Here is a 19602-nt window from a genome sequence, read left to right on the forward strand (position 1 = left end):
GCACTTGAGCAGCGGGGCAGGGGGTGCCGGGCCAGGCGCTCGCCGCCGGGCGCCGGGCCGGTGGGGGCGGGGCCCGGTGGCGGCTTCCGTGACCGGGGGCCGAGGCCGATGCCGGACAGCGGAGGGATAGGACACCCCTCTGGAAACTGATTGACAAATTAGTTGCGTCAGATCAAGCGTTTTTTAGGGGGGTACCCGGAGGGCGGCCGGCCCGCAGTCCGGCGGGGCCCCGACCGCCGAACATGGAAGCCGCCACCGGCGCCCACCCAACGGACCCGGCGCCCGGCGGCGGCGCCGCGCCCCCCACCCCCGCCGCCGCTGCTCAATGGCGCCGAAGGCGCGAGACGGCGCCGCACCCGACCGAGCCGAGCAACCCAGCGGGCGGGACATAGGGGCAGCGGTGACAGCAACTCGGCGGCGACAGCGGTGTCCTAGCCGCGTACCGCGGCGACCGCTTCGTCGAAGGCCCGTTCCATATCGACGGTGCCGCCGCTGCGGACCCAGGTCTCCGTGGCGACTTCGGAGCAGGCCAAGGCGCAGGCGGCGAGCGCGTGGGCCCGCACCTGGGTCATGAGGTCCTCCGCGGCTCCCAGTCGTCTGGCGATGTCCGGCACGAGCAGTTCGGTCCACTGCTGCCGTTTCTCCAACTGGCGCGCCCGGAGGGAGGGCGACGCGTGGAGCATGCTGGTGATCTTGAGGAAGTCCTCCGCCGAGTACGCCAGGGAATCGACGAGTTCCCGCAGGGCCGCCCGGAGCGCTTCCCACGGAGGCTCGTCGGCCGGGCGAGCTTCCAGCGCGGCCCGCAGGACCTCTCCGTGTGCGGCGTGGTCGCCGAGCACGATGTCTTCCTTCGTGCCGAAGTAGCGGAACAACGAGCGCCGCGAGATGCCGATCTCGGTGGCGATCTGCTCCATGGTGGTGGCTTCGAAACCGCGCTCGAGGAACAACCGCATCGCGGTGGTGACGATCTCGGCCTGCACTGCTCTCCGGGTGCGTTCCCGTAGCCCCGCCGGGCGGCCCTTCTGATCGTTCATGGATCCGCAGCCTACTCCTTCGTACACCCAGTACCTCATTGACACCGAGTGACAGTTTAGGCGTACAGTGCCACCACTCAATCCCTCCACCACCGCCCAGGAGCAGCCCGTGAGCGCCGTCGACTACCACGGCCAGACCACCCTCATCACCGGTGCCAGCGCCGGCATCGGCGTGGAGTTCGCCCGCCGGATCGCCCAGCGCGGCTCACACGTCGTCCTCGTCGCCCGACGCAGGGAACGGCTCGAGAAACTGGCCGCCGAACTCACCGCCGCCCACGGCATCCGGGCCACGGCCATCCCGCTCGACCTGAGCCTGCCCGCGGCGGGGCAGGCCCTCGCCGAGGAGACGGCACGGCGCGGCCTGAGCGTGACAAGCGTGGTGAACAACGCCGGCTTCGGCACCTTCGGCCCGTTCCACACCGAGGACCCACGCCGGCTGAGCGAGGAGATCTCCGTTGACGTCGCCAACCTGGTCGACATCACCCGCGCGTTCATCGAGCCGCTGCGGGCCTCCGGGACCGGGGTGCTGGTCAATGTGGCGAGCATGGCCGCGTACCTTCCCGTCCCCAACATGGCCGTCTACGCGGCGGCCAAGGCGTTCGTGCTGCATTTCACCGAGGCCCTGTGGCACGAGTCGCGTGGCACCGGGCTGCGCGTGCTCGCCCTGTCCCCCGGTGCGACCGACACCGAATTCTTCGACGTCGTCGGCACCGATGGCGCGGACGGCGGCACCAAACGCCAGTCACCCCAGGAAGTCGTGGCCACAGCGCTGCGGACACTTGATCGCCGCACACCACCACCGAGCGTCATCTCCGGCCGCCTCAACCGCGTCATGGCAAGCCTGGGCCGCGCCTCCAGCAGGCGACGCGCGGTCATGATGATGGGGGCCACGACCACCGCCCCGGACCCGGCCTGAGGACCTTGGTGTCGCGGCGGCCTGATGGCCGGTGGGGAGGATGCCCCGTTCGACGCAGTTGTTCGCGCTGCCGCTGTAGCTGTCCGCGCGCCCCGCTTAGGCTGTCGCCGGACACAGGGGCTACCGGCGCGCGTAGCGCACACCGCGAAGGAGCGCGTGATGAAGGGCTGGACCGCGAGCGACATCCCCGATCAGACCGGCCGCACCGCCGTGGTGACCGGCGCCAACAGCGGCCTCGGTTACATCACCGCCCGTGAGCTCGCCCGGCGTGGCGCGCAGGTGGTGCTCGCGTGCCGCAGCGAGGCGCGCGGGGCCGAGGCGGCGGAGCGGATCCGGGCGCAGGCGCCGGGCGCCAACGTGCGGGTCGCGCCGCTGGACCTCGCGGACCTGGCATCCGTACGGGCCTTCGCCGCCGAGTACAAGGGCGACCGGCTGGATCTGCTGATCAACAACGCGGGCGTGATGGCCCTTCCGTACCGCAGGACCGCCGACGGCTTCGAGACCCAGTTCGGCGTCAACCACCTGGGACACTTCGCGCTGACCGGACTGCTGCTGCCGAAGCTGCTGGAGGCGGGCCCGGGGGCGCGGGTGGTCACCGTGTCCAGCTTTATGCACATGCTGGGGACGGTCGATCCGCGCGACCTGAACATGGAACGCGGATACCGGCGTTGGACGGCCTACGCCCGCTCCAAGTCCGCCAACCTCCTCTTCACCCATGAGCTGGCCCGCCGGCTGCGCGCGGCGGGCGCCCGCCTGGTGGCGGCCGCCGCGCACCCCGGCTACGCCTCGACCAACCTCCAGACCGCCGCCGCGAAGATGGAGGGCCGCCGGGCGACCGAGCGGTTCATGGAGATCGGCAACCGCTTCTTCGCCCAGAGCGCGGAGCAGGGCGCACTGCCCACCCTCTACGCGGCGACCGGCCCGGACGTCCGCCAGGACGACTTCTTCGGCCCACCGCTCCAGGGCCTGTGGCGCGGCTCCCCCGTCCGCTCGGCCCGCGCCAGGTGGACGCTCAGCGACCCGGCGGGGCGGGGACTGTGGGCCGCGTCCGAGCGGCTGACGGGCGTGCGGTACGAGGCGTTGGCGCCCTGAGCCACCATCACGCCTGCGGGCAAGGGATCTCGGGGCGCAACCGGTGGGGACCGCAGGCGATAAGGCATACGGAGAGAAACCGCCGCCCGGTGAGATACCAGCCCCCGGCGACGTCCTCCCCGGCCGCGACGGCCCCGGCCGCGCCCTCGACCTTCGCGGACAGCGTTTCGGCCGCGCGGTCGTGGTCGGAGGCGAAGGATGCGGCATGCGCGCGGGCCTGAGCGCCGAACCAGTCGGCGGCCTGGGCGGGGTCGGTCCAGGTGCCCTGGATGAGGGTGGGCGGCTTGAGCAGCCAGTGGGCGAGTTCAAGAGGGACGACTTTGGAGTGCTTGAAGTCCGGGTGGATGGGGCGTCTGGGGCCGTCCTTGAGGAGGTCGTGGCCCGAGCCGAGCCAGGTATAGCCGTGGTGGTGCAAGATGCCGCCTTCCGCTCACCGCAGGGCGGCCCCGGCGTCGGCCGGGACTGCCCTGCCTACCGGGGTTATCGACGGCCGCAGCCGTCGCCGCCACCGCAGCCGCCGCCCGAAGGGGGCGACGGCGCGTCGGTGTCGGGCATGGTGTCGCCGTCCTCCGGGTCGTGCCGTAAGACGGCCTTGTGTCCTGCCGGCCGCATCGGGAAGATTCCCTTCTGTGCTGTCGGCACGGGGACTCTCCGCGCGCCGTCGTGCACGTGCACCCGTTCCGGCTGGGCTCGACCTGCCAGGGCTCCGGTCCAGCCGGTACGGGGGTCTCGAAGCCGCCTACGTGGAGGCGGCCTTCTTCGTCCGCTCCTCCATCGCGGCCCGCATCAGGACATCCGCGAGCCGGTTCGCGCTGTCGAGGGGGATGCGGCCGAGGGCCACCAGCGGATAGCCGGACACCGTGAGTTCGCCCCGCAGGGTCGGCCAGTACAGCTCCCCGCCCTCGACACCGTGCGGCACGTCCGGGGTGAAGCCGAGCCGCTGCAACGCCTGGCGCAGCAGTTCGGCCACGGCCTGGGCCTCGGCTCTGGCCGTCCGGTGTCGGTCGGAACGCATTGCCTCGATGTCCTGTTCGCGAATTCTCATCGGTCACCTCTCCCGCCGTTTCTGCGTGAACGGGACATTAGGGAGAGGGAGCCGGGGTGCGCGATGCGATGTTCTCGAATGTTCTCGCCTCTGGGCGAGATGTTCTTGATTGATCTCACACAGGGTTAGCGAAGCGGTACCGAGCGCAGCCACGGGTGCGACATGCTCGTGGTGTCCAGATCGACGAGGAAGGACGTGATCATGGCGCGTCGACTGCGCTTCAACGGGACGGGTTCCGACGTCACAGGCTGCCCCGCCGTGCACGAGGACTTGGACAGCGGAGAGATCGTCATCCACGGAACACCGCTCTCCGACCCCGAGGACCTTGCCCAGCTCCAACACCTGGGAGAGGGCGAGACGCCCATCGTGGTACCACGCGAACTGCTGGTCGACTTCGGTCCCAAGGAGGTCACTCGCACACCGCGCATCATCGACCTGGATGACTTCGGCAAGCTCTTCGAGAACTTCAAGCACACCGCCTGGCGGCTGGAGACCCGCCGCCGGTTCGCGAGTGATGAAACGGCGCCCGACTACCAGGCGTTCGTCGAGACGGGCGAGGCGCCCCTGGACCTCTATCATCCGTTCTTCACCACGATCCGCGACCAAACTCAGCAGGGCAAGCGGTGCGAGCGAGTGCGCATCGTCGACGCCCCGCCCACGATCGGTCAGCGCTACCTCCTCTACAGCGCGAAGCGGAACTGCGCCGTGGGAGAGGACATCCGCAACCTGTGGCGTGCCGATGCCGACCGGCTCCGGCTGCCCGCCGAGGACTTCTGGATCTTCGACTCTCGGCTCGTCGCTCTCCTCAACTTCGATGACGACGACAACTTGCTCAACGTGGAGCTGATCACGGAGCCAGTGGCAGTCAACCGCTATCTGCAGGTGCGGGATGCGGCATGGCACTACGCCGTTCGGTACGACAAGTTCGCGGCGGAGCTGCCGTCGTAAAGGACCAGTACCGTGTGACCGGTGAGCACTGACTTTCAGCAGGCACGGGTGGCCCTAGGAGCGCGGCTTCGGGAGCTGCGCGCGTCATGCCCTGAAGGCCGGCTCACCGGTACACAACTCGCGGAGCGGCTGGGCTGGCCGCACTCCAAGATCTACAAGCTGGAGAACGGGCGCCAGACAGCGACAGCCGAGGACCTGCGCGCCTGGGCCATGGCAACCAATCAGCCGGAAGCCGCCGACGAACTAGTCTCCCGGCTCAACGGACTGGAATCCCACATCCGGTCGTGGCGCCGCCAACTGGCCGCCGGGCACAAGCCCGTTCAGGACAGGATCAACGCGGAGCATCAGCGCTCGACCACACTGCGCGGCTGGCAAAACTGTGTCGTGGTGGGCATGCTCCAGACGCCCGACTACGCACGAGCCGTCTTCACCCAGAACGCAGACCTGCACAAGTCTCCACGGGACACCGAGGCTGCCGTACGTGGTCGGCTACGGCGCCAGGAAGGACTGTACGACTCGCGCAAGCGGTACCACATCATCATGTGGGAGGGCGCCTTGCGCGCTCTCGTCTGCCCACCATCAGTCCTCGCCGCACAGCTGGACCGGCTGATGAGCGTCATCGGCCTGGACACCGTCGAGCTGGGCATCGTGCCCTTCGCCGCGCCTTTGAAGATCCAGCCCGCCAACGGTTTCTGGGTCCATGACGAGCGGCTTGTACTCGTCGAGGACTGGCATGCCGAATTGTGGATCAACGACGCCGACAGCATCGCCCTCTACCTCCGCGCCTGGAACACCCTGCGCGAATCCGCCGTCTTCGGCGCCGACGCCCAGCGCCTGATCAACGATGCCCGGCGGGCGCTGGACATCGGGTAACGTGGCCGTCACCCGTACGCACCAAGGAGGTGAGACCCATCAACGCCAGTTCAGGCTGGGCGCTCTCACTTCGTGGCCGCGTGGCCGCCACGACGTACGCGGCATAGCTGGCCGCCGGGAGCACCCTGAGACCTCCCGAAAGGCTTTTCAGGCTCCCATGTCGGCTTCACCTTCACTCGTCACCCTTTCCACCGTCGCCGCCAGGCTCCGCGCCGCCGGGTGCGTGTTCGCCGAGGACGAGGCGCGGCTGATCCTCGCCACCGCCGCTACCCCGGCCGCGCTCCACACCATGGTGGACCGGCGCGCCGCCGGGCTTCCGCTGGAGCATGTCCTCGGGTGGGCGGAGTTCCGGGGTTTGCGGATATCCGTGGACGCCGGGGTCTTCGTGCCGCGCAGGCGTACCGAGTTCCTGGTCGAGCAGGCCGTGGCGCTGGCCCGGCCCGGGGCCGTCGTGGTCGATCTGTGCTGCGGTTCGGGCGCGCTGGGCGCCGCGCTGGTCGCGGCGCTGGGCCGGGCCGAGTGGTACGCGGCCGACATCGACCCGGCGGCGGTGCGCTGTGCCCGGCGCAATGTCGAGGCGGCGGGCGGCACGGTGTACGAGGGCGATCTCTACGAACCGCTGCCCGCCGCACTGCGCGGCCGCGTCGACGTCCTGCTCGCCAATGTGCCGTACGTGCCGACCGAGGAGGTCGGGCTGCTGCCGCCGGAGGCCCGGGTCCACGAGGCGCGGGTGGCGCTGGACGGCGGCGCGGACGGGCTGGACGTCCTGCGCCGGGTGACCGCCGGCGCGCACGGGTGGCTGGCGCCGGGCGGTTCGCTGCTGTTCGAGACGAGCGGGCGGCAGGCCTCCTCGGCCATGGCCATCGTGGCCGGTGACGGGCTGGAGCCGCGGCTGGCCGAGTGCGCCGAGCTGGAGGCCACGGTCGTCATCGGCACCAGGCCGTCGGCTCCGTAACCCCTTACGCGCGCAGCTCCTCCGCCGCGTCCGCCACCCGTGCGATCAGCCGCAGCAGGGTCTCCCGCTCCGTCTCGTCCAAGGGGGCCAGGAAGACCCGGTTCATCCGGGCCGTCCGGGTGACCAGCTTGCGGTGGGTCCGGACGCCTTCCTCGGTCAGCCGCAGGACGTTGCGGCGGCCGTCGTGCGGGTCGCGCACCCGCTCCAGCAGGCCGCGGCGGGCCAGCCGGGCGACCAGGTCGGCGATGGTGGAGCGGTCGAGGTGGACGTGTTCGCTCAGCGTCCGCTGGTCGATGTCCGGCTTCTCCATCAGCGCGTTGATCACCGCGAACTGCGGCGAGGTGGTCTCCTCGGAGACCATCGCGCCCCACAGCAGGGAGTGCGCCTGCTGGAGGCGGCGGGCCAGATGCCCGGGGTGCGTGTTCAGGTCCACCGCACCGCCCATGCCGCCTCCTCCTGGCTTGTGACGTCTGCGCCGCTTCCGTGCCCGGTTAGTCCGTGCACTGAGCGATTCTGCCCCGCGGAAGAGCTGATGTCGAGAGGCAGCATTCCCCCAGCTCCAAACCCTTGACGCGCGAACCCGCCGATGGCAACGTGCCGAACCGGCGCCCAATTAATCAGCACACTGAGCATCCTGCCCACGGAGCGAAAAGGCTGACCACAGACATGGCTCTCACCCAGTCCGACATCGACGGCGAACTCACCCTGATACGGGAGTCCTACGAGAAGGCGCGTGCCGAGGGGGCGCCCGCCGCCGAGCACCCGTCGCGCGACTTCCGCCCGTACCGCAGCAGTACGCTGCGCCACCCCAAGCAGCCGCTGGTGGCGGTGCACGGCGACCCGGAGACCGTGGAGCTGCACACCCCGGTCTTCGGCCACACCGACACCACCGCGCTCGACAACGACCTCACGGTGCAGCACCAGGGCGAACCGCTCGGCGAGCGCATCACCGTCTCCGGGCGGCTCCTGGACAGCCGGGGCCGCCCCATCAGGGGGCAGCTCATCGAGGTGTGGCAGGCCAACGCGTCGGGCCGCTACGCCCATCAGCGCGACGACCACCCCGCGCCGCTGGACCCCAACTTCACCGGCGTGGGGCGGACGTTGACCGGCGACGACGGCTCGTACCACTTCACCACCATCAAGCCGGGTGCCTACCCGTGGCGCAACCACGAGAACGCCTGGCGGCCGGCGCATATCCACTTCTCCGTCTTCGGCACCGCGTTCACCCAGCGGCTGATCACCCAGATGTACTTCCCTGGCGATCCGCTCTTCGCCTACGACCCGATCCTCCAGTCCGTGACGGACCAGTCCGCGCGGGAGCGGCTGGTCGCGACGTACGACCACGGGCTGTCGCGGCCGGAGTGGTCGCTGGGCTACCGCTGGGACATCGTGCTGGACGGACCGTCCGCCACCTGGATCGAGGAGGGCCGCTGATGACCGAGAGGCTCGCACCCACGCCGTCCCAGACCGTGGGACCCTTCTACGGATACGCCCTGCCCTTCCCCGACGGCGGCGAGATCGCCCCGGCGGGCCACCCCGACACGATCACCCTGCACGGCCGGGTCTACGACGGCGAGGGCCGGCCCGTCCCGGACGCGCTGGTCGAGCTGTGGCAGGCGGACCCGGACGGCTCCCTGGCCGGAGCGGCCGGGTCGATGCGGCGCGACGCGGTGAACGGCGGGTTCCTCGGCCGCAACGGCGTGGACTTCACCGGGTTCGGCCGGATCGCCACCGACGCGGACGGCCACTGGGCAGCCCGTACGCTGCCGCCGGGTGGCCCGGCCGCCCCGTACATCAGCGTGTGCGTCCATGCCCGGGGGCTGCTGCACCACCTCTTCACCCGCGTGTACTTCCCCGAGCACACCGAGGCCAACGCCGCCGACCCGCTGCTCGCCTCGCTGGATCCGGCGCGCCGCGAGACGCTGGTGGCGACGGCGGGGTCCCGGCCGGGGACGTACCGCTTCGACATCCGCCTCCAGGGCGAAGGGGAGACGGTTTTCCTTGAGTTCCGCTAGTTCGGCTGAATCCGCTCGTTCCGCTGGTGCGGCTGGTTCCGCTCGTTCCGACGGTTCCGCTCGTTCCGACGGTGCCGGTGACGACGTGGGGCTGCTGTCCCCCGTGCGGGCCGGTTCGGCGGTGGAGGCGGCCACCGGCGACACCGCGTTCCTCCAGGCCATGCTGGACGCGGAGGCCGCGCTGGCGCGGGCGGTGGCACCGGCCGGGGCGGCGCAGGCGGTGGCGGGCGCGGCCCGCGCCGAGCTGTACGACGTACGGGAGCTGGCGCTGCGCGCCCGCTCCGGCGGCAACCCGGTCATTCCGCTGGTCGCCGATCTCACCGCGGCGGTGGCCCGCACGGACCGGGAGGCCGCGTCGTACGTGCACCGGGGCGCGACCAGCCAGGACATCCTGGACACGGCCGCGATGCTGGTGGCCGCCCGCGCGCTGCCGCTGATCGTGGCCGATCTGGACCGCGCGGCGGCGGAGCTGGCGCGGCTCGCCGCCGCGCACCGCGACACCCCGATGCCCGGCCGTACCCTCACCCAGCACGCCGTGCCCACCACCTTCGGGCTGAAGGCGGCAGGCTGGCGGACGCTGGTCCTGGACGCCCGTGACCGGCTCGCGGCGCTGCGGCCGCCCGCCCAGCTGGGCGGCGCGGCGGGCACGCTGGCGGCCTTCGGGGACGACGGGGCCGCGCTGCCGGCCCGGTTCGCCGAGGAGACCGGGCTGGCCGCGCCCGATCTGCCGTGGCACACCCTGCGCACCCCCATCACGGACCTCGGCTCCGCGCTGGCCTTCGCCGTGGGCGCGCTGGGGAAGGTGGCGGCGGATGTGCTGGTGCTCTCGCGCACCGAGATCGGCGAGGTGGCCGAGGGCACCGGCGGCGGATCGTCCGCGATGCCGCACAAGAGCAACCCGGTGCGCGCCACGCTGATGGCCGCCGCGGCCCGTCAGGCACCGCAGCTCGCGGCCACCCTGCTGGGCTCGCTGACCGCCGAGGACGAGCGCCCGGCCGGCGCCTGGCACGCCGAGTGGCAGACGCTGCGGGAGCTGTTGCGGCTCGCGGGAGGCTCCGCCCGGGACGCGGTGGAGCTGACCGGCGGGCTGCGGGTCTTCCCGGACCGCATGGCCGCACACCTGGAGCTGACCGACGGTCTGATCGTCAGCGAACGCCTCATCGCCGCCCTCACCCCGGTCGTCGGCCGCGCCCGTGCGAAGGAGCGGCTGACCCAGGCGTCGCGGCGGGTGGCGGCGGAGGGGGTGTCGCTGGCGGACGCGCTGGGCGATGTGCTGCCCCCCGACCGTTTGCGTGAGCTGACGGACCCCACGCGGTACGTGGGGTCCGCCCCTGCCCTGGTCGACCGTGCCCTCGAGCGTGGGGCCCGGCCCCAGCGGCGTCCCCATCAGCGCCCCGATCAGCGGCCCCACCCGTAGAGGTCTCGTCGCCGGGTGCGGGCCGGTGGGTGGTCGTGCCCACCGGCCCGCCGCGAGCGGCGTTGGCCCCACCACCCATGGCCCAACCGCCCATGGCCCACCACCCCATGGCCCCACCACCCCACCCACGAGCCGGAGTACCAGCGTGACCCCACTCCATTACGACCTCAGCGGGCCCGCCACCGCGCCCCCGCTCATCCTCGGGCCCTCCATCGGCACCTCCCTCGCCGTCTGGGACCCCCAGCTTCCCGCGCTCGCCCGGAACCACCGTGTGCTGCGCTGGGATCTGCCCGGCCACGGCGGCTCGCCCGCCGCGCTGCTGCCCTCCGACGGCTCGGCCACCATCGGGGCGCTCGCCGCCCTCGTCCTGCGCCTCGCCGACGACCAGGGGTGGGAGCGGTTCGCGTACGCGGGGATCTCCCTGGGGGGCGCGGTCGGGCTGTATCTGGCCGCCCACCACCCCGACCGGGTGGACTGCCTGTCCGTCGTCTGTTCCTCGGCCCGGTTCGGCGAGCCCTCGAGCTGGCGCGACCGGGCCCGGCTGGTGCGGGAGGAGGGCACGGAGGCGATGGTGGCGAGCCGGACCGGGACCTGGTTCTCGGAGGAGTTCGCGGCCACGCCACGCGGCCGCGCGCTGCTGGCGGACCTCCGCGCCACCGACCGGGCGGGCTACGCCGCCTGCTGCGATGTGCTCGCCGGCTACGACATGCGGGACGCGCTGCCGTCCATCACCGCCCCCACCCTGGTCGTGGCCGGCCGCGAGGACCCGGCCACCCCGCCCGCCCACGCCCGTCAGATCGCCGACGCGGTGCCGGGCGCGAGTCTGCTGGAGGTCGCGGGGGCGGCCCATCTGGCGGGCGTGGAGCGGCCGGACGCGGTCACCGGGGCGCTGCTCACCCACCTCGCCGACCACCTCGCCGGCGCGGCCCGGCCGTCCGACGACGCCTCCCGGCACGCGGCCGGGATGACGGTGCGCCGGGCCGTCCTCGGGGACGCGCACGTGGATCGCGCGGTGGCCCGTACGACCCCGTTCACCGCCCGCTTCCAGGACTTCATCACCCGCTACGCATGGGGCGAGATCTGGACCGGCGACGGACTGGACCGGCGGACCCGCAGCTGTATCACCCTCACCGCGCTGATCGCCCACGGCCATGACACCGAGCTGGCCATGCACGTCCGGGCCGCGCTCACCAACGGTCTGACCCGTGAGGAGATCGGCGAGGTGCTGCTCCAGTCCGCGGTCTACTGCGGGGTGCCGGCGGCCAACTCGGCGTTCGCCACCGCCCAGCGGGTCTTCGACGAGATCGACGCCGCGTCACCCGCCGACCCGGCGGAAGGTGTCGACTCAGCGTCACATTCCGATACCGACAAGTGACATACCTCCGCAACACCTCTGTCGTAATCCGCCTCCATCGTTGATCGTTGGGTCGTAGGGAGACCGGGAGACGAGGGGGCGTACACGATGTCCATGAGCCGCCGCAGGCTGCTGGGTGCGGGCGGAGGGCTGGCCCTGACCGGGGCGCTGGCCTCCGCCTGCGGAACGAACACCGGACGGGGCGGCGACGACCACGCCGGCCAGCCGGTGATCGAGCAGTGGTACCACCAGTACGGCGAGGCCGGCACCGAACAGGCCGTCCGGCGGTACGCCGACGCGTTCGACGGGGCCAATGTCCAGGTGCAGTGGCGGCCGGGCAACTACGACCAGCAGACCGCCGCCGCGCTGCTGACCGACTCCGGCCCGGACGTCTTCGAAGCCAGCGGGCCGTCCCTGGACCAGATCCAGGGCGGCCAGGTGGTCGACCTCACCGATCTGCTCAGCGAGGCGAAGGACGACTTCAACCCGACCGTGCTGGAGCAGAAGACGTACCAGGGCAAGGTCTGGGGCATTCCGCAGGTCATCGACATGCAGTTGCTCTACTACCGCAAGAGCCTGCTGGCGGACGCCGGGGTGGAGCCCCCGGACACCCTCGACGCGCTCATCGATGCGGCGAAGAAGCTCACCACCAAGAACGTCAAGGGGCTCTTCCTGGGCAATGACGGCGGCCCCGGCGTCCTCGCCGGCACCCCCCTCAACGCCGCCGGGCTCGAACTGATCACCAAGGACGGCGAGATCGGCTTCGACGACCCGGCCGCCGCCCGCACCCTCGGCAAGCTGCACCAGCTCTACGCCGAGAAGTCGCTGCTGCTCGGGGCGCCCTCCGACTGGTCGGACCCGGCCGCCCTCACCCAGGGGCTCACGGCCATGCAGTGGTCCGGGCTGTGGGCGCTGCCGCAGGTGCAGAAGGCGCTGGGGGAGGACTTCGGGGTGCTGCCGTTCCCCAAGGACGGGGCGGACGGCGCACCCGCGGTGCCGGTCGGCGCGTACGGGGCGGCGGTGAGCGCGAAGACCAAGCACAAGGCGGAGGCGAAGGCGTATGTGAAGTGGCTGTGGGTGGACCGGACCGAATACCAGGAGGACTTCGCCCTCCGCTACGGCTTCCACATCCCCGCCCGGATCTCGCTCGCCAAGAAGGCCGCCAAACTGCGGACGGGCGCGGCCGGTGAGGCGGCGCGCTACGCCTTCGACCACGGCCATGTCTCCGAACCGCTGCTGTGGACCGCCGCGGCCAGGACCGCCTACCAGGACGCGCTGAGCCGGATCATCAAGGGCGGCGCCAACCCGGACGGCGAGCTGCGGTCGGTGATCCGCAAGGCCCAGGCCGAGCTGCGGCGCGTGAAGAAGAAGAACTGATGCGGGGCACGTATCGACGCAGGCTCCTGGGCCCGCAGAACCGCCACCTCTGGTTCTGGATCTTCGTCGGCCCGTTCGTGCTGGGCCTGACCCTCTTCACCTATGTGCCGCTGGCCTGGAGCGCGTACCTCAGCTTCTTCGACGCGCACAACACCGTGTCGCCGACGGACTTCGTCGGTCTGGACAACTACACGGCGATGCTGGGCGACGACGCGTTCACCGACAGCCTGGTGACCTTCCTGGTCTTCACGGCGTTGATCGTCCCGGCCACCTATGTGCTCTCGCTCGGGCTCGCGCTGATGGTCAACCGGCTGCGCTGGGCGCAGGCGTTCTTCCGGTCGGTGTTCTTCCTGCCGGTGGCGTGCTCGTATGTGGTGGCGGCGCTGATCTGGAAGATATCGATCTTCAACGGGGTGCGCTTCGGGCTGGCCAACACCGTACTGGACTGGTTCGGCGCCGATCAGATCGCCTGGCTGTCGACCACCGAGCCGCCCTGGTACTGGCTGGTCATCGTGACCGTACGGCTGTGGCTCCAGGCCGGGTTCTACATGGTGCTGTTCCTGGCCGGGCTACAGCGCATCTCGCCGCGGCTGTACGAGGCGGCGGCGGTGGACGGGGCGCGGCCGGGGTGGCAGGTGTTCCGGCACATCACCTTTCCGCAGCTGCGGGCGACCTCGGTCGCGGTGGTGCTGCTGCTGGTGATCAACGCCTTCCAGGCGTTCGACGAGTTCTACAACCTGCTGTCGGATGCGCGCGGCTATCCGCCCTACGCCCGTCCGCCGCTGGTCTACCTCTACTACACGGCGCTGGGGCAGGGGCAGAACCTGGGTCTGGGCAGCGCGGGCGCGGTCATCCTGGCGCTGATCATCGCCGTGGTGACGGTGGTGCAGGCCCGCTGGTTCGGCCTGGGCCGGAAGGAGGACTGATGCGCACGCCCCGGAACCCGCGCACGCGCACCCCTCACCCCTCGCGGGATGTGCGGGACGCCCTGGTCGGGGTGGGGCGCGCGGTGCGACTGGTGCTGCTGATCGCGCTCGCGCTGCTCTTCCTGATCCCGTTCTATCTGCTGGTGCGCAACGGCCTGTCCAGCGAGGCGGACATCACCTCGCCCGGCTGGACGTTCTTCCCGAGCGAGCTGCACTGGTCCAACGTCCGCGAGGTGTTCGACGACCCCAATGTGCCGATGGCGCACGCGCTGCTCAACTCCTCGCTGATCGCGGTCCTCACCACCGTCGGCACCCTGCTGCCGGCCTCGCTCGCCGGATACGGTCTGGCCCGTATCCCGTACGCCTACGCCGATGTGGTCTTCTACTGGATCCTGGGCGCCCTGATGGTCCCGGCGGCGGTGACCTTCGTGCCGAGCTTCGTCCTGGTCTCCACCCTGGGCTGGGTGTCCACCCTGCGCGGTCTGGTGGTGCCCACGCTGTTCAGCGCGGTCGCGGCGTTCATCTTCCGCCAGTACTTCCTGGGCTTCCCCAGGGAGCTGGAGGACGCGGCGCGGGTGGACGGGCTGGGCTACTGGCGCACCTACTGGCGGGTGGTGGTGCCCAACTCCCGGCCGGTGTTCGCGGCGGTGGGCACGATCGTCTTCATCGGCGCCTGGAACTCCTTCCTGTGGCCGCTGGTCATCGGCCAGGACCGGGACGCGTGGACGGTGCAGGTGGCGCTGTCCACGTTCACCACCGCCCAGACCGTCAACATCCATGAGCTGTTCGTGGCGGCGGCGGTGTCGATCCTGCCGCTGCTGGTGGTCTTCCTCGTCCTCCAGCGGTATATCGTCGCGGGCGTCGAGCGCACCGGTATCGACGACTGAGGCGGCTCATCCGGCGGCCGGCCCGCCGTCCGCGGCCGGGCCGCCGTCCGGCAGCGGGTGGTACCGCCGCAGCCAGACCTCGGTCTGGGACAGATGCGCGGTGGCGGCCGCGGCGGCGGCCGCCGGATCGCGTGCGGCGAGTGCGTTGATCAGCGCCTCGTGGCCGAGGTCGCTGACCAGCCGGATGGTGTCGGCCTCGGGGGCGCCGTAGATGCTGTAGTGGCTGCCCCGGGCACGCAGCACATCGGCGAGGGCGGCCAGCGCCTCATTGCCGCTCGCCCGGCACAGGGTGGCGTGGAACTCCCGGTCCAGCGCATGCCGTTCCGCCTCGTCCTCGGACCGGGCCAGCCGCTTCTGCACCTCGCGGAGCCGGGCGACGACCTGCTCGTCGGCGCGGGCCGCGGCCAGCGCGGCGGCCTGGGCCTCCAGCGGGCGGCGGACGTCGAACAGCTCCAGCAGCCCGTCCAGCGGCAGGACGTCCACGGTGGCGGCGAACCCGGCCAGCATCTGCCCGGGGCGCAGCGCCGAGACGAAGGTGCCCGCGCCATGGCGGGACTCCAGCATCCCGAGGGCGGCGAGCGTGCGCACCGCCTCGCGCAGCGATCCGCGTGACACGCCGAGCCGTGCGCAGAGTTCGGGCTCGGCCGGGAGCTGCTGACCGGGGGTCAGCTCACCCTTGGCGATCATGGCGCGCAGCCCGTCCGCCGCCACATCGGTCGCGGCCATCCCGCCACCCCTTCCTCATGGACCGACCGAGTCGTGAGAACCAAGTCGTGAGAACCAAGTCGTTAGACGACTTCAACGCCAACGATCGACTTCGTTACTGCCATTTTACGTCGAGACCCTGTTCAGAACGGTGCCACCCCTCTACGGTTCCCCGAAAGCTCATCGAAGTCATCGGACATCATCGGACAACTCGGGAAGGGCTTATGACCGCCCTGTCACACTGGACGCTCGACCCCTCGGTCGTCCACCTCAACCATGGCTCGTTCGGCGCCGTGCCACGCCCCGTCCAGGAGGACCAGCGGACGCTGCGCGAGGAGATGGAGACCAACCCGGACGCGTGGTTCCGGGAGCTGCCCGAGTGGGTGGGCCGGGCGCGGGCCGCCGTGGCGCGGTTCCTGCGGGTCCCGGCGGACCACACCGCCCTGGTGGCCAACGCCAGCGCCGGAGTGAGCACCGTGCTGGGCTGCCTGGCGCTGCCGCCCGGCGGCGAGGTGCTGCTGACCGACCACGCCTACGGCGCGGTGGCGATGGGCACGGCACGGGCCGCCGCGCGGGCCGGCGCCCGGGTGCGGACGCTGCACATCCCGCTGGAGGCGACCGCCGAGGAGATCGCGGCCGTCTTCGCGGGGGCGCTGAGCGAGGCCACCGCGCTGGTGGTGGTCGACCAGATCACCTCGGCCACCGCCCGGCTCTTCCCGGTCGCGGAGATCACCCGGCTCGCCCACGCCGCCGGGGCGAAGGTCCTGGTCGACGGCGCGCACGCGCCCGGCATGCTGGCCGATCCGGTCGGCCTGGCCGGGGCGGCGGACTTCTGGGTCGGCAATCTGCACAAGTGGTGCTGCGCGCCGCGCGGTACGGCGGCGCTGGTCGCACGCGGGCCCGAGGCCCAGGACCTGTGGCCGCTCACCGACTCCTGGGGCGCCCCGCACCCCTTCCCGCGCCGCTTCGACGAACTGGGCACGACGGACCTCACCGCCTGGCTCGCGGCGCCGCGCTCGCTGGAGTTCATCGAGGAGACGTACGGCTGGGACACCGCCCGCGCGCACATGGCCAAGCTGGCCGAGGTGGCCCAGGGGCTGCTGGCCGACGCCCTGGGCGCGGACCTGACCGCCGTCGGCGGCAGCGAGGCCCCGGCGATGCGGCTGGTCCCGCTGCCCGCCGGGCTCGCCACCGACCACGCCGCCGCCCATGTGCTCCAGCGCCGGATCGCGGCCGACACCGGCTGCGAGACCGCGATCACCTCCTGGGACGGGCGGGGCTTCCTGCGGCTCTCGGCCCATCTCTACAACACCGTCACCGACTACGAGCGACTGGCCGAGCGCCTTCCGGGCTGTCTCGAGGAGTAAGATCCATGCGCACCAAATCCATCGAAGCGACCATCGAGGACGCCGCGAGCCCCGAGACCCGGCTGTCCCGCGCCCTGGGCCCGCTCCAGCTGACCCTCATGGGCATCGGCGTCACCATCGGCGCGGGCATCTTCGTGCTGACCGGCACCGCCGCCGCGAACTACGCGGGGCCGAGCATCGCCGTCTCGTACGCCATCGGCGCGCTCGCCTCGGCCCTGGTGGCGCTGTGCTACATGGAGTTCGCCAGCACCGTCCCGGTGGCGGGCAGCGCCTACACGTTCGCCTACGTCTCGCTGGGGGAGCTGGTGGCCTGGCTCATCGGCTGGGACCTCATCCTGGACATGACGATGGGCGCGGGCGCGGTGGCCAGTGGCTGGTCGCAGTACGTCACCGACTTCCTGGCCACGTTCGGTATCCACATCCCGGCCTCCGTCTCCGGCCCGGACGCGGCCGTCAACGTCCCGGCCGTGCTCGTCATCCTGGTGCTCACCGCCGTCCTGGCCTCCGGGGTGCGCACCACCTCGCGGATCAACACGGCGATGACGGTGGTGAAGCTCGCGGCCATCGTCGTCTTCCTGGCGATCGGGGTGACGCATGTCGACACGGCCAACTGGTCGCCGTTCATCCCGGCGTCCCAGCCGGTGGGCGATGACGGCGACATGTGGCAGCAGCCGCTGCTGGGGTGGGCCGGGCTGGGCGCGGACGCGACGTTCGGCATGGCCGGGATATTGACCGGCGGCGCGATCGTCTTCGGCGCGTACTCCGGCTTCGACATCATGGCCAGCAACGCCGAGGAGGCCAAGCGGCCGCAGCGCACCCTGCCCATCGCGCTGCTGTCCACCGTCGCCGTCTGCGCCGTGCTGTACGTCGCCGTCGCCCTGACCGTGACCGGGATGCAGCACTACACCAAGCTGGACAACGCCGCCCCCATCACCGGTGCCCTCAAGGCGGCGGGCGCGGACTGGGCGGTGCGGATCGTGGGCATCGGCGCGATCTGCGGGCTGACCACGGTGGTGATGATCATGCTGCTGGGGCAGAGCCGGGTGTTCCTCGCGATGAGCCGTGACCGGCTGCTGCCCGAGTGGTTCTCCCATGTCCACCCGGTCACCCGCAGCCCGCGCCGAATCACCTGGACCCTCGGGCTGCTGGTCGCGTTCATGACGGCGGTGCTGCCCATCGGGGACCTCGCCGAACTGGGCAACATCGGCATGCTGACCTCCTTCATCGTCGTCTGCGCCGGCGTGGTCCACCTGCGCCGGTCCCGCCCCGATCTGCGGCGCGGCTTCCGCACCCCGTGGGTGCCGGTCGTCCCGGCCGTCGCGGTGCTGCTGTGTCTGCTGCTGGTGGGCAATCTGCCGCTGATCACCTGGGCCCGGTTCCTGGTCTGGATGGCCGCCGGACTGCTGATCTACCTGTGCTGGGGCCGTCGGCACAGCAAGGTGGCCACCGGCGAACTGGCCTCCGGCGCCACGCCCCGCGAGGCCGGGGAACGGGCAAAAGAGGAGGCCGGGGAGCGGGAAGCCGGGGGCCGGGCGCCCTCATCCGCGTCCTGACAGCCCCCGCCCGCTCGTGGCGACCGCCGGGAGCGGGGCCGGTGCGCCGAAGACGCGCTCCCCCGGCACCCCGCCGCGCAGCAGGGCCGCCCCCAGCGGGGTCAGGGTGTGCAGGACGGCGCCGCCCTGGCGCAGGGTGTGCACCAGGCCCGCCTCGCGCAGCACGCTCGCGTGCTGACTGGCCGAGGCCAGCGATACGCCCACTCTGCGGGCGAGTTCACTGGTCGTACAGCCGCCGCCGACCTCCAGCAGCACCGCCGAGCGGGTCTGTCCGACGAGCTTGCCGAGGGTGCGCGCGGAGCCCGGCGCGACGGCGGGCCGCTGCTCGGGGCGGGGCGCCGGGCCGCGCCGGGTGTGTTCGACGGGGTAGACCAGTACCGGCGTCAGCTCCGGGTTCCGCAAGGTCACCGGCGTGCCCCGGCAGAAGAACGACGGCAGCAGCAGCAACCCGCGCCCGTTCAGCCACAGATCGCGGTCGACCGGATAGTCGACCTCCAGAACGGGCGCCCGCCACCGCATCGTCGGCGGCAGCGAGGCCAGCAGCCCGTCGGCGCCACCGTCCAGCAGGGCGCGGCCCCGGGCCGCCCGGTCGGCCTCGATCCGGGCCTGGATATGCGGCCAGTACGGGGCGACGACGGCCTGGTAGTAGGCGCGCAGCGTGGCGATCAGCCGGTCCAGCGGCTGTCTCTCGCCCTGCGCCAGGTCCCGTATCCACCCCGGGAGCGCACGGGCGCCCGGGAGTCCGGCGAGTTCCGCGTGCAGCCGCTCCCCCGGGACGGCGCGCAGCGCGGACATCGCGGCGTCGCAGCCGAATATCCCTTCGGCGGGGGTCAGGAAGTCCGGGAAATAGCCGCGCGAGGGAATGAGCGGCGCGAGGAGCCGGGCTTCGCCGTTCAGTCGGTTACGCGCCTCCGAACGCCATTTTCCGTATACGCTCTCGGCCCGGTTCTCCCGTAGCCGATGGAAACTCAAAGCGGTTTCCCAGAGCGCGTCCGGGCGGACCGCCATCCGCAGCCGGGCCAGATCGAGTTCACTGAAATGAACACGGAGCACCCAGACCCCCACACGTGACATGCCGACCGCCCCCCGATCACCGTTGAGTATGCACGGTGGCACGGTCAGTGACCACGCCCTTTTG

Annotated in this window: 20 protein-coding genes; 14 read left to right on the top strand and 6 right to left on the bottom strand. The window is 71.6% G+C overall.

Annotated features, from left to right (window positions below; genetic code table 11):
• Positions 1-431: 431 nt before the first annotated feature.
• Positions 432-1034 carry a TetR family transcriptional regulator gene (locus PS467_RS14320; RefSeq protein ID WP_311035606.1) on the bottom strand — a complete coding sequence of 201 codons (603 nt, stop codon included), beginning with the start codon at positions 1032-1034 and terminating at the stop codon, positions 432-434.
• A gap of 109 nt (positions 1035-1143) precedes the next feature.
• Here PS467_RS14320 and PS467_RS14325 point away from each other — a divergent pair, with 109 nt between their 5' ends.
• Positions 1144-1950 carry an SDR family NAD(P)-dependent oxidoreductase gene (locus tag PS467_RS14325; RefSeq protein WP_311035607.1) on the top strand — a complete coding sequence of 269 codons (807 nt, stop codon included), beginning with the start codon at positions 1144-1146 and terminating at the stop codon, positions 1948-1950.
• Between the two features lie 159 nt (positions 1951-2109).
• On the top strand, positions 2110-3042 hold the full coding sequence (locus PS467_RS14330; protein WP_311035608.1) for an oxidoreductase: 933 nt from the start codon (positions 2110-2112) through the stop codon (positions 3040-3042).
• A 7-nt stretch (positions 3043-3049) separates the two neighbouring features.
• Here PS467_RS14330 and PS467_RS14335 read toward each other — a convergent pair whose 3' ends face one another.
• Positions 3050-3457, bottom strand: coding sequence for a hypothetical protein (locus PS467_RS14335; protein WP_311035609.1), 408 nt, complete (start codon positions 3455-3457; stop codon positions 3050-3052).
• A 324-nt stretch (positions 3458-3781) separates the two neighbouring features.
• Positions 3782-4057 (bottom strand): hypothetical protein, encoded by a 276-nt coding sequence (locus PS467_RS14340; protein WP_311035610.1) that lies wholly within the window; start codon positions 4055-4057, stop codon positions 3782-3784.
• Between the two features lie 231 nt (positions 4058-4288).
• Here PS467_RS14340 and PS467_RS14345 point away from each other — a divergent pair, with 231 nt between their 5' ends.
• From PS467_RS14345 to PS467_RS14355, 3 genes are all read left to right on the top strand, one after another.
• Positions 4289-5035 carry a DUF6879 family protein gene (locus PS467_RS14345; protein ID WP_311035611.1) on the top strand — a complete coding sequence of 249 codons (747 nt, stop codon included), beginning with the start codon at positions 4289-4291 and terminating at the stop codon, positions 5033-5035.
• Between the two features lie 21 nt (positions 5036-5056).
• Positions 5057-5908, top strand: coding sequence for a helix-turn-helix domain-containing protein (locus PS467_RS14350; protein ID WP_311035612.1), 852 nt, complete (start codon positions 5057-5059; stop codon positions 5906-5908).
• A 157-nt stretch (positions 5909-6065) separates the two neighbouring features.
• Positions 6066-6863: a putative protein N(5)-glutamine methyltransferase gene (locus tag PS467_RS14355; RefSeq protein ID WP_311035613.1), complete on the top strand. Its 798-nt coding sequence runs from the start codon at positions 6066-6068 to the stop codon at positions 6861-6863.
• Between the two features lie 4 nt (positions 6864-6867).
• Here PS467_RS14355 and PS467_RS14360 read toward each other — a convergent pair whose 3' ends face one another.
• On the bottom strand, positions 6868-7308 hold the full coding sequence (locus PS467_RS14360) for a MarR family winged helix-turn-helix transcriptional regulator (RefSeq protein ID WP_268971886.1): 441 nt from the start codon (positions 7306-7308) through the stop codon (positions 6868-6870).
• 221 nt (positions 7309-7529) lie between these two features.
• Between PS467_RS14360 and pcaH the strand changes: the two genes are divergently transcribed.
• The 7 genes from pcaH to PS467_RS14395 all read left to right on the top strand — a co-directional run bounded on the left by pcaH (position 7530) and on the right by PS467_RS14395 (position 14839).
• Positions 7530-8297 (top strand): protocatechuate 3,4-dioxygenase subunit beta, encoded by a 768-nt coding sequence (pcaH, locus tag PS467_RS14365; protein WP_311035614.1) that lies wholly within the window; start codon positions 7530-7532, stop codon positions 8295-8297.
• The gene (pcaG, locus tag PS467_RS14370; RefSeq protein WP_311035615.1) at positions 8297-8878 is read left to right on the top strand and encodes a protocatechuate 3,4-dioxygenase subunit alpha; all 582 of its coding nucleotides are present in this window, start codon (positions 8297-8299) and stop codon (positions 8876-8878) included. Before pcaH ends, pcaG begins: the two co-directional genes overlap by 1 nt.
• 85 nt (positions 8879-8963) lie before the next feature.
• Positions 8964-10295, top strand: coding sequence for a 3-carboxy-cis,cis-muconate cycloisomerase (gene pcaB / locus PS467_RS14375; protein WP_311035616.1), 1332 nt, complete (start codon positions 8964-8966; stop codon positions 10293-10295).
• A gap of 145 nt (positions 10296-10440) precedes the next feature.
• Positions 10441-11670, top strand: a complete 1230-nt coding sequence (gene pcaDC, locus PS467_RS14380; protein WP_311035617.1) for a bifunctional 3-oxoadipate enol-lactonase/4-carboxymuconolactone decarboxylase PcaDC — start codon at positions 10441-10443, stop codon at positions 11668-11670.
• Between the two features lie 87 nt (positions 11671-11757).
• Positions 11758-13026, top strand: coding sequence for an ABC transporter substrate-binding protein (locus tag PS467_RS14385; protein ID WP_311035618.1), 1269 nt, complete (start codon positions 11758-11760; stop codon positions 13024-13026).
• Positions 13026-13952: a carbohydrate ABC transporter permease gene (locus PS467_RS14390; protein ID WP_311035619.1), complete on the top strand. Its 927-nt coding sequence runs from the start codon at positions 13026-13028 to the stop codon at positions 13950-13952. The genes PS467_RS14385 and PS467_RS14390 overlap by 1 nt, the downstream gene beginning before the upstream one ends.
• A 50-nt stretch (positions 13953-14002) precedes the next feature.
• Positions 14003-14839, top strand: a complete 837-nt coding sequence (locus tag PS467_RS14395; RefSeq protein ID WP_268976950.1) for a carbohydrate ABC transporter permease — start codon at positions 14003-14005, stop codon at positions 14837-14839.
• A 6-nt stretch (positions 14840-14845) separates the two neighbouring features.
• Here the strand turns inward: PS467_RS14395 and PS467_RS14400 are convergent, their stop codons facing one another.
• Positions 14846-15565: a FadR/GntR family transcriptional regulator gene (locus PS467_RS14400; protein WP_311035620.1), complete on the bottom strand. Its 720-nt coding sequence runs from the start codon at positions 15563-15565 to the stop codon at positions 14846-14848.
• 203 nt (positions 15566-15768) lie between these two features.
• Between PS467_RS14400 and PS467_RS14405 the strand changes: the two genes are divergently transcribed.
• On the top strand, positions 15769-16911 hold the full coding sequence (locus PS467_RS14405) for an aminotransferase class V-fold PLP-dependent enzyme (RefSeq protein WP_311035621.1): 1143 nt from the start codon (positions 15769-15771) through the stop codon (positions 16909-16911).
• Between the two features lie 5 nt (positions 16912-16916).
• Complete coding sequence (locus tag PS467_RS14410; protein WP_311035622.1) at positions 16917-18464, top strand: APC family permease; 1548 nt, start codon at positions 16917-16919, stop codon at positions 18462-18464.
• Here the strand turns inward: PS467_RS14410 and PS467_RS14415 are convergent.
• On the bottom strand, positions 18450-19517 hold the full coding sequence (locus PS467_RS14415; protein ID WP_311039852.1) for an ArsR/SmtB family transcription factor: 1068 nt from the start codon (positions 19515-19517) through the stop codon (positions 18450-18452). The two genes, PS467_RS14410 and PS467_RS14415, sit on opposite strands and share 15 nt — an antisense overlap.
• Positions 19518-19602 lie beyond the last annotated feature (85 nt).

The sequence above is a fragment of the Streptomyces luomodiensis genome, from assembly GCF_031679605.1.
Taxonomy (GTDB): Bacteria; Actinomycetota; Actinomycetes; order Streptomycetales; family Streptomycetaceae; genus Streptomyces; species Streptomyces luomodiensis.

What these genes read in the sequence shown, in the direction of transcription:
- pcaH (WP_311035614.1), top strand. Translation starts at nt 7,530, where the DNA reads ATGGCTCTCACCCAGTCCGACATCGACGGCGAACTCACCCTGATACGG.
- PS467_RS14405 (WP_311035621.1), top strand. Translation starts at nt 15,769, where the DNA reads ATGACCGCCCTGTCACACTGGACGCTCGACCCCTCGGTCGTCCACCTC.
- pcaG (WP_311035615.1), top strand. Translation starts at nt 8,297, where the DNA reads ATGACCGAGAGGCTCGCACCCACGCCGTCCCAGACCGTGGGACCCTTC.
- PS467_RS14330 (WP_311035608.1), top strand. Translation starts at nt 2,110, where the DNA reads ATGAAGGGCTGGACCGCGAGCGACATCCCCGATCAGACCGGCCGCACC.
- PS467_RS14320 (WP_311035606.1), bottom strand. Translation starts at nt 1,034, where the DNA reads ATGAACGATCAGAAGGGCCGCCCGGCGGGGCTACGGGAACGCACCCGG.
- PS467_RS14360 (WP_268971886.1), bottom strand. Translation starts at nt 7,308, where the DNA reads ATGGGCGGTGCGGTGGACCTGAACACGCACCCCGGGCATCTGGCCCGC.
- PS467_RS14410 (WP_311035622.1), top strand. Translation starts at nt 16,917, where the DNA reads ATGCGCACCAAATCCATCGAAGCGACCATCGAGGACGCCGCGAGCCCC.
- PS467_RS14355 (WP_311035613.1), top strand. Translation starts at nt 6,066, where the DNA reads ATGTCGGCTTCACCTTCACTCGTCACCCTTTCCACCGTCGCCGCCAGG.
- PS467_RS14340 (WP_311035610.1), bottom strand. Translation starts at nt 4,057, where the DNA reads ATGCGTTCCGACCGACACCGGACGGCCAGAGCCGAGGCCCAGGCCGTG.
- PS467_RS14385 (WP_311035618.1), top strand. Translation starts at nt 11,758, where the DNA reads ATGTCCATGAGCCGCCGCAGGCTGCTGGGTGCGGGCGGAGGGCTGGCC.
- PS467_RS14345 (WP_311035611.1), top strand. Translation starts at nt 4,289, where the DNA reads ATGGCGCGTCGACTGCGCTTCAACGGGACGGGTTCCGACGTCACAGGC.
- PS467_RS14390 (WP_311035619.1), top strand. Translation starts at nt 13,026, where the DNA reads ATGCGGGGCACGTATCGACGCAGGCTCCTGGGCCCGCAGAACCGCCAC.
- PS467_RS14400 (WP_311035620.1), bottom strand. Translation starts at nt 15,565, where the DNA reads ATGGCCGCGACCGATGTGGCGGCGGACGGGCTGCGCGCCATGATCGCC.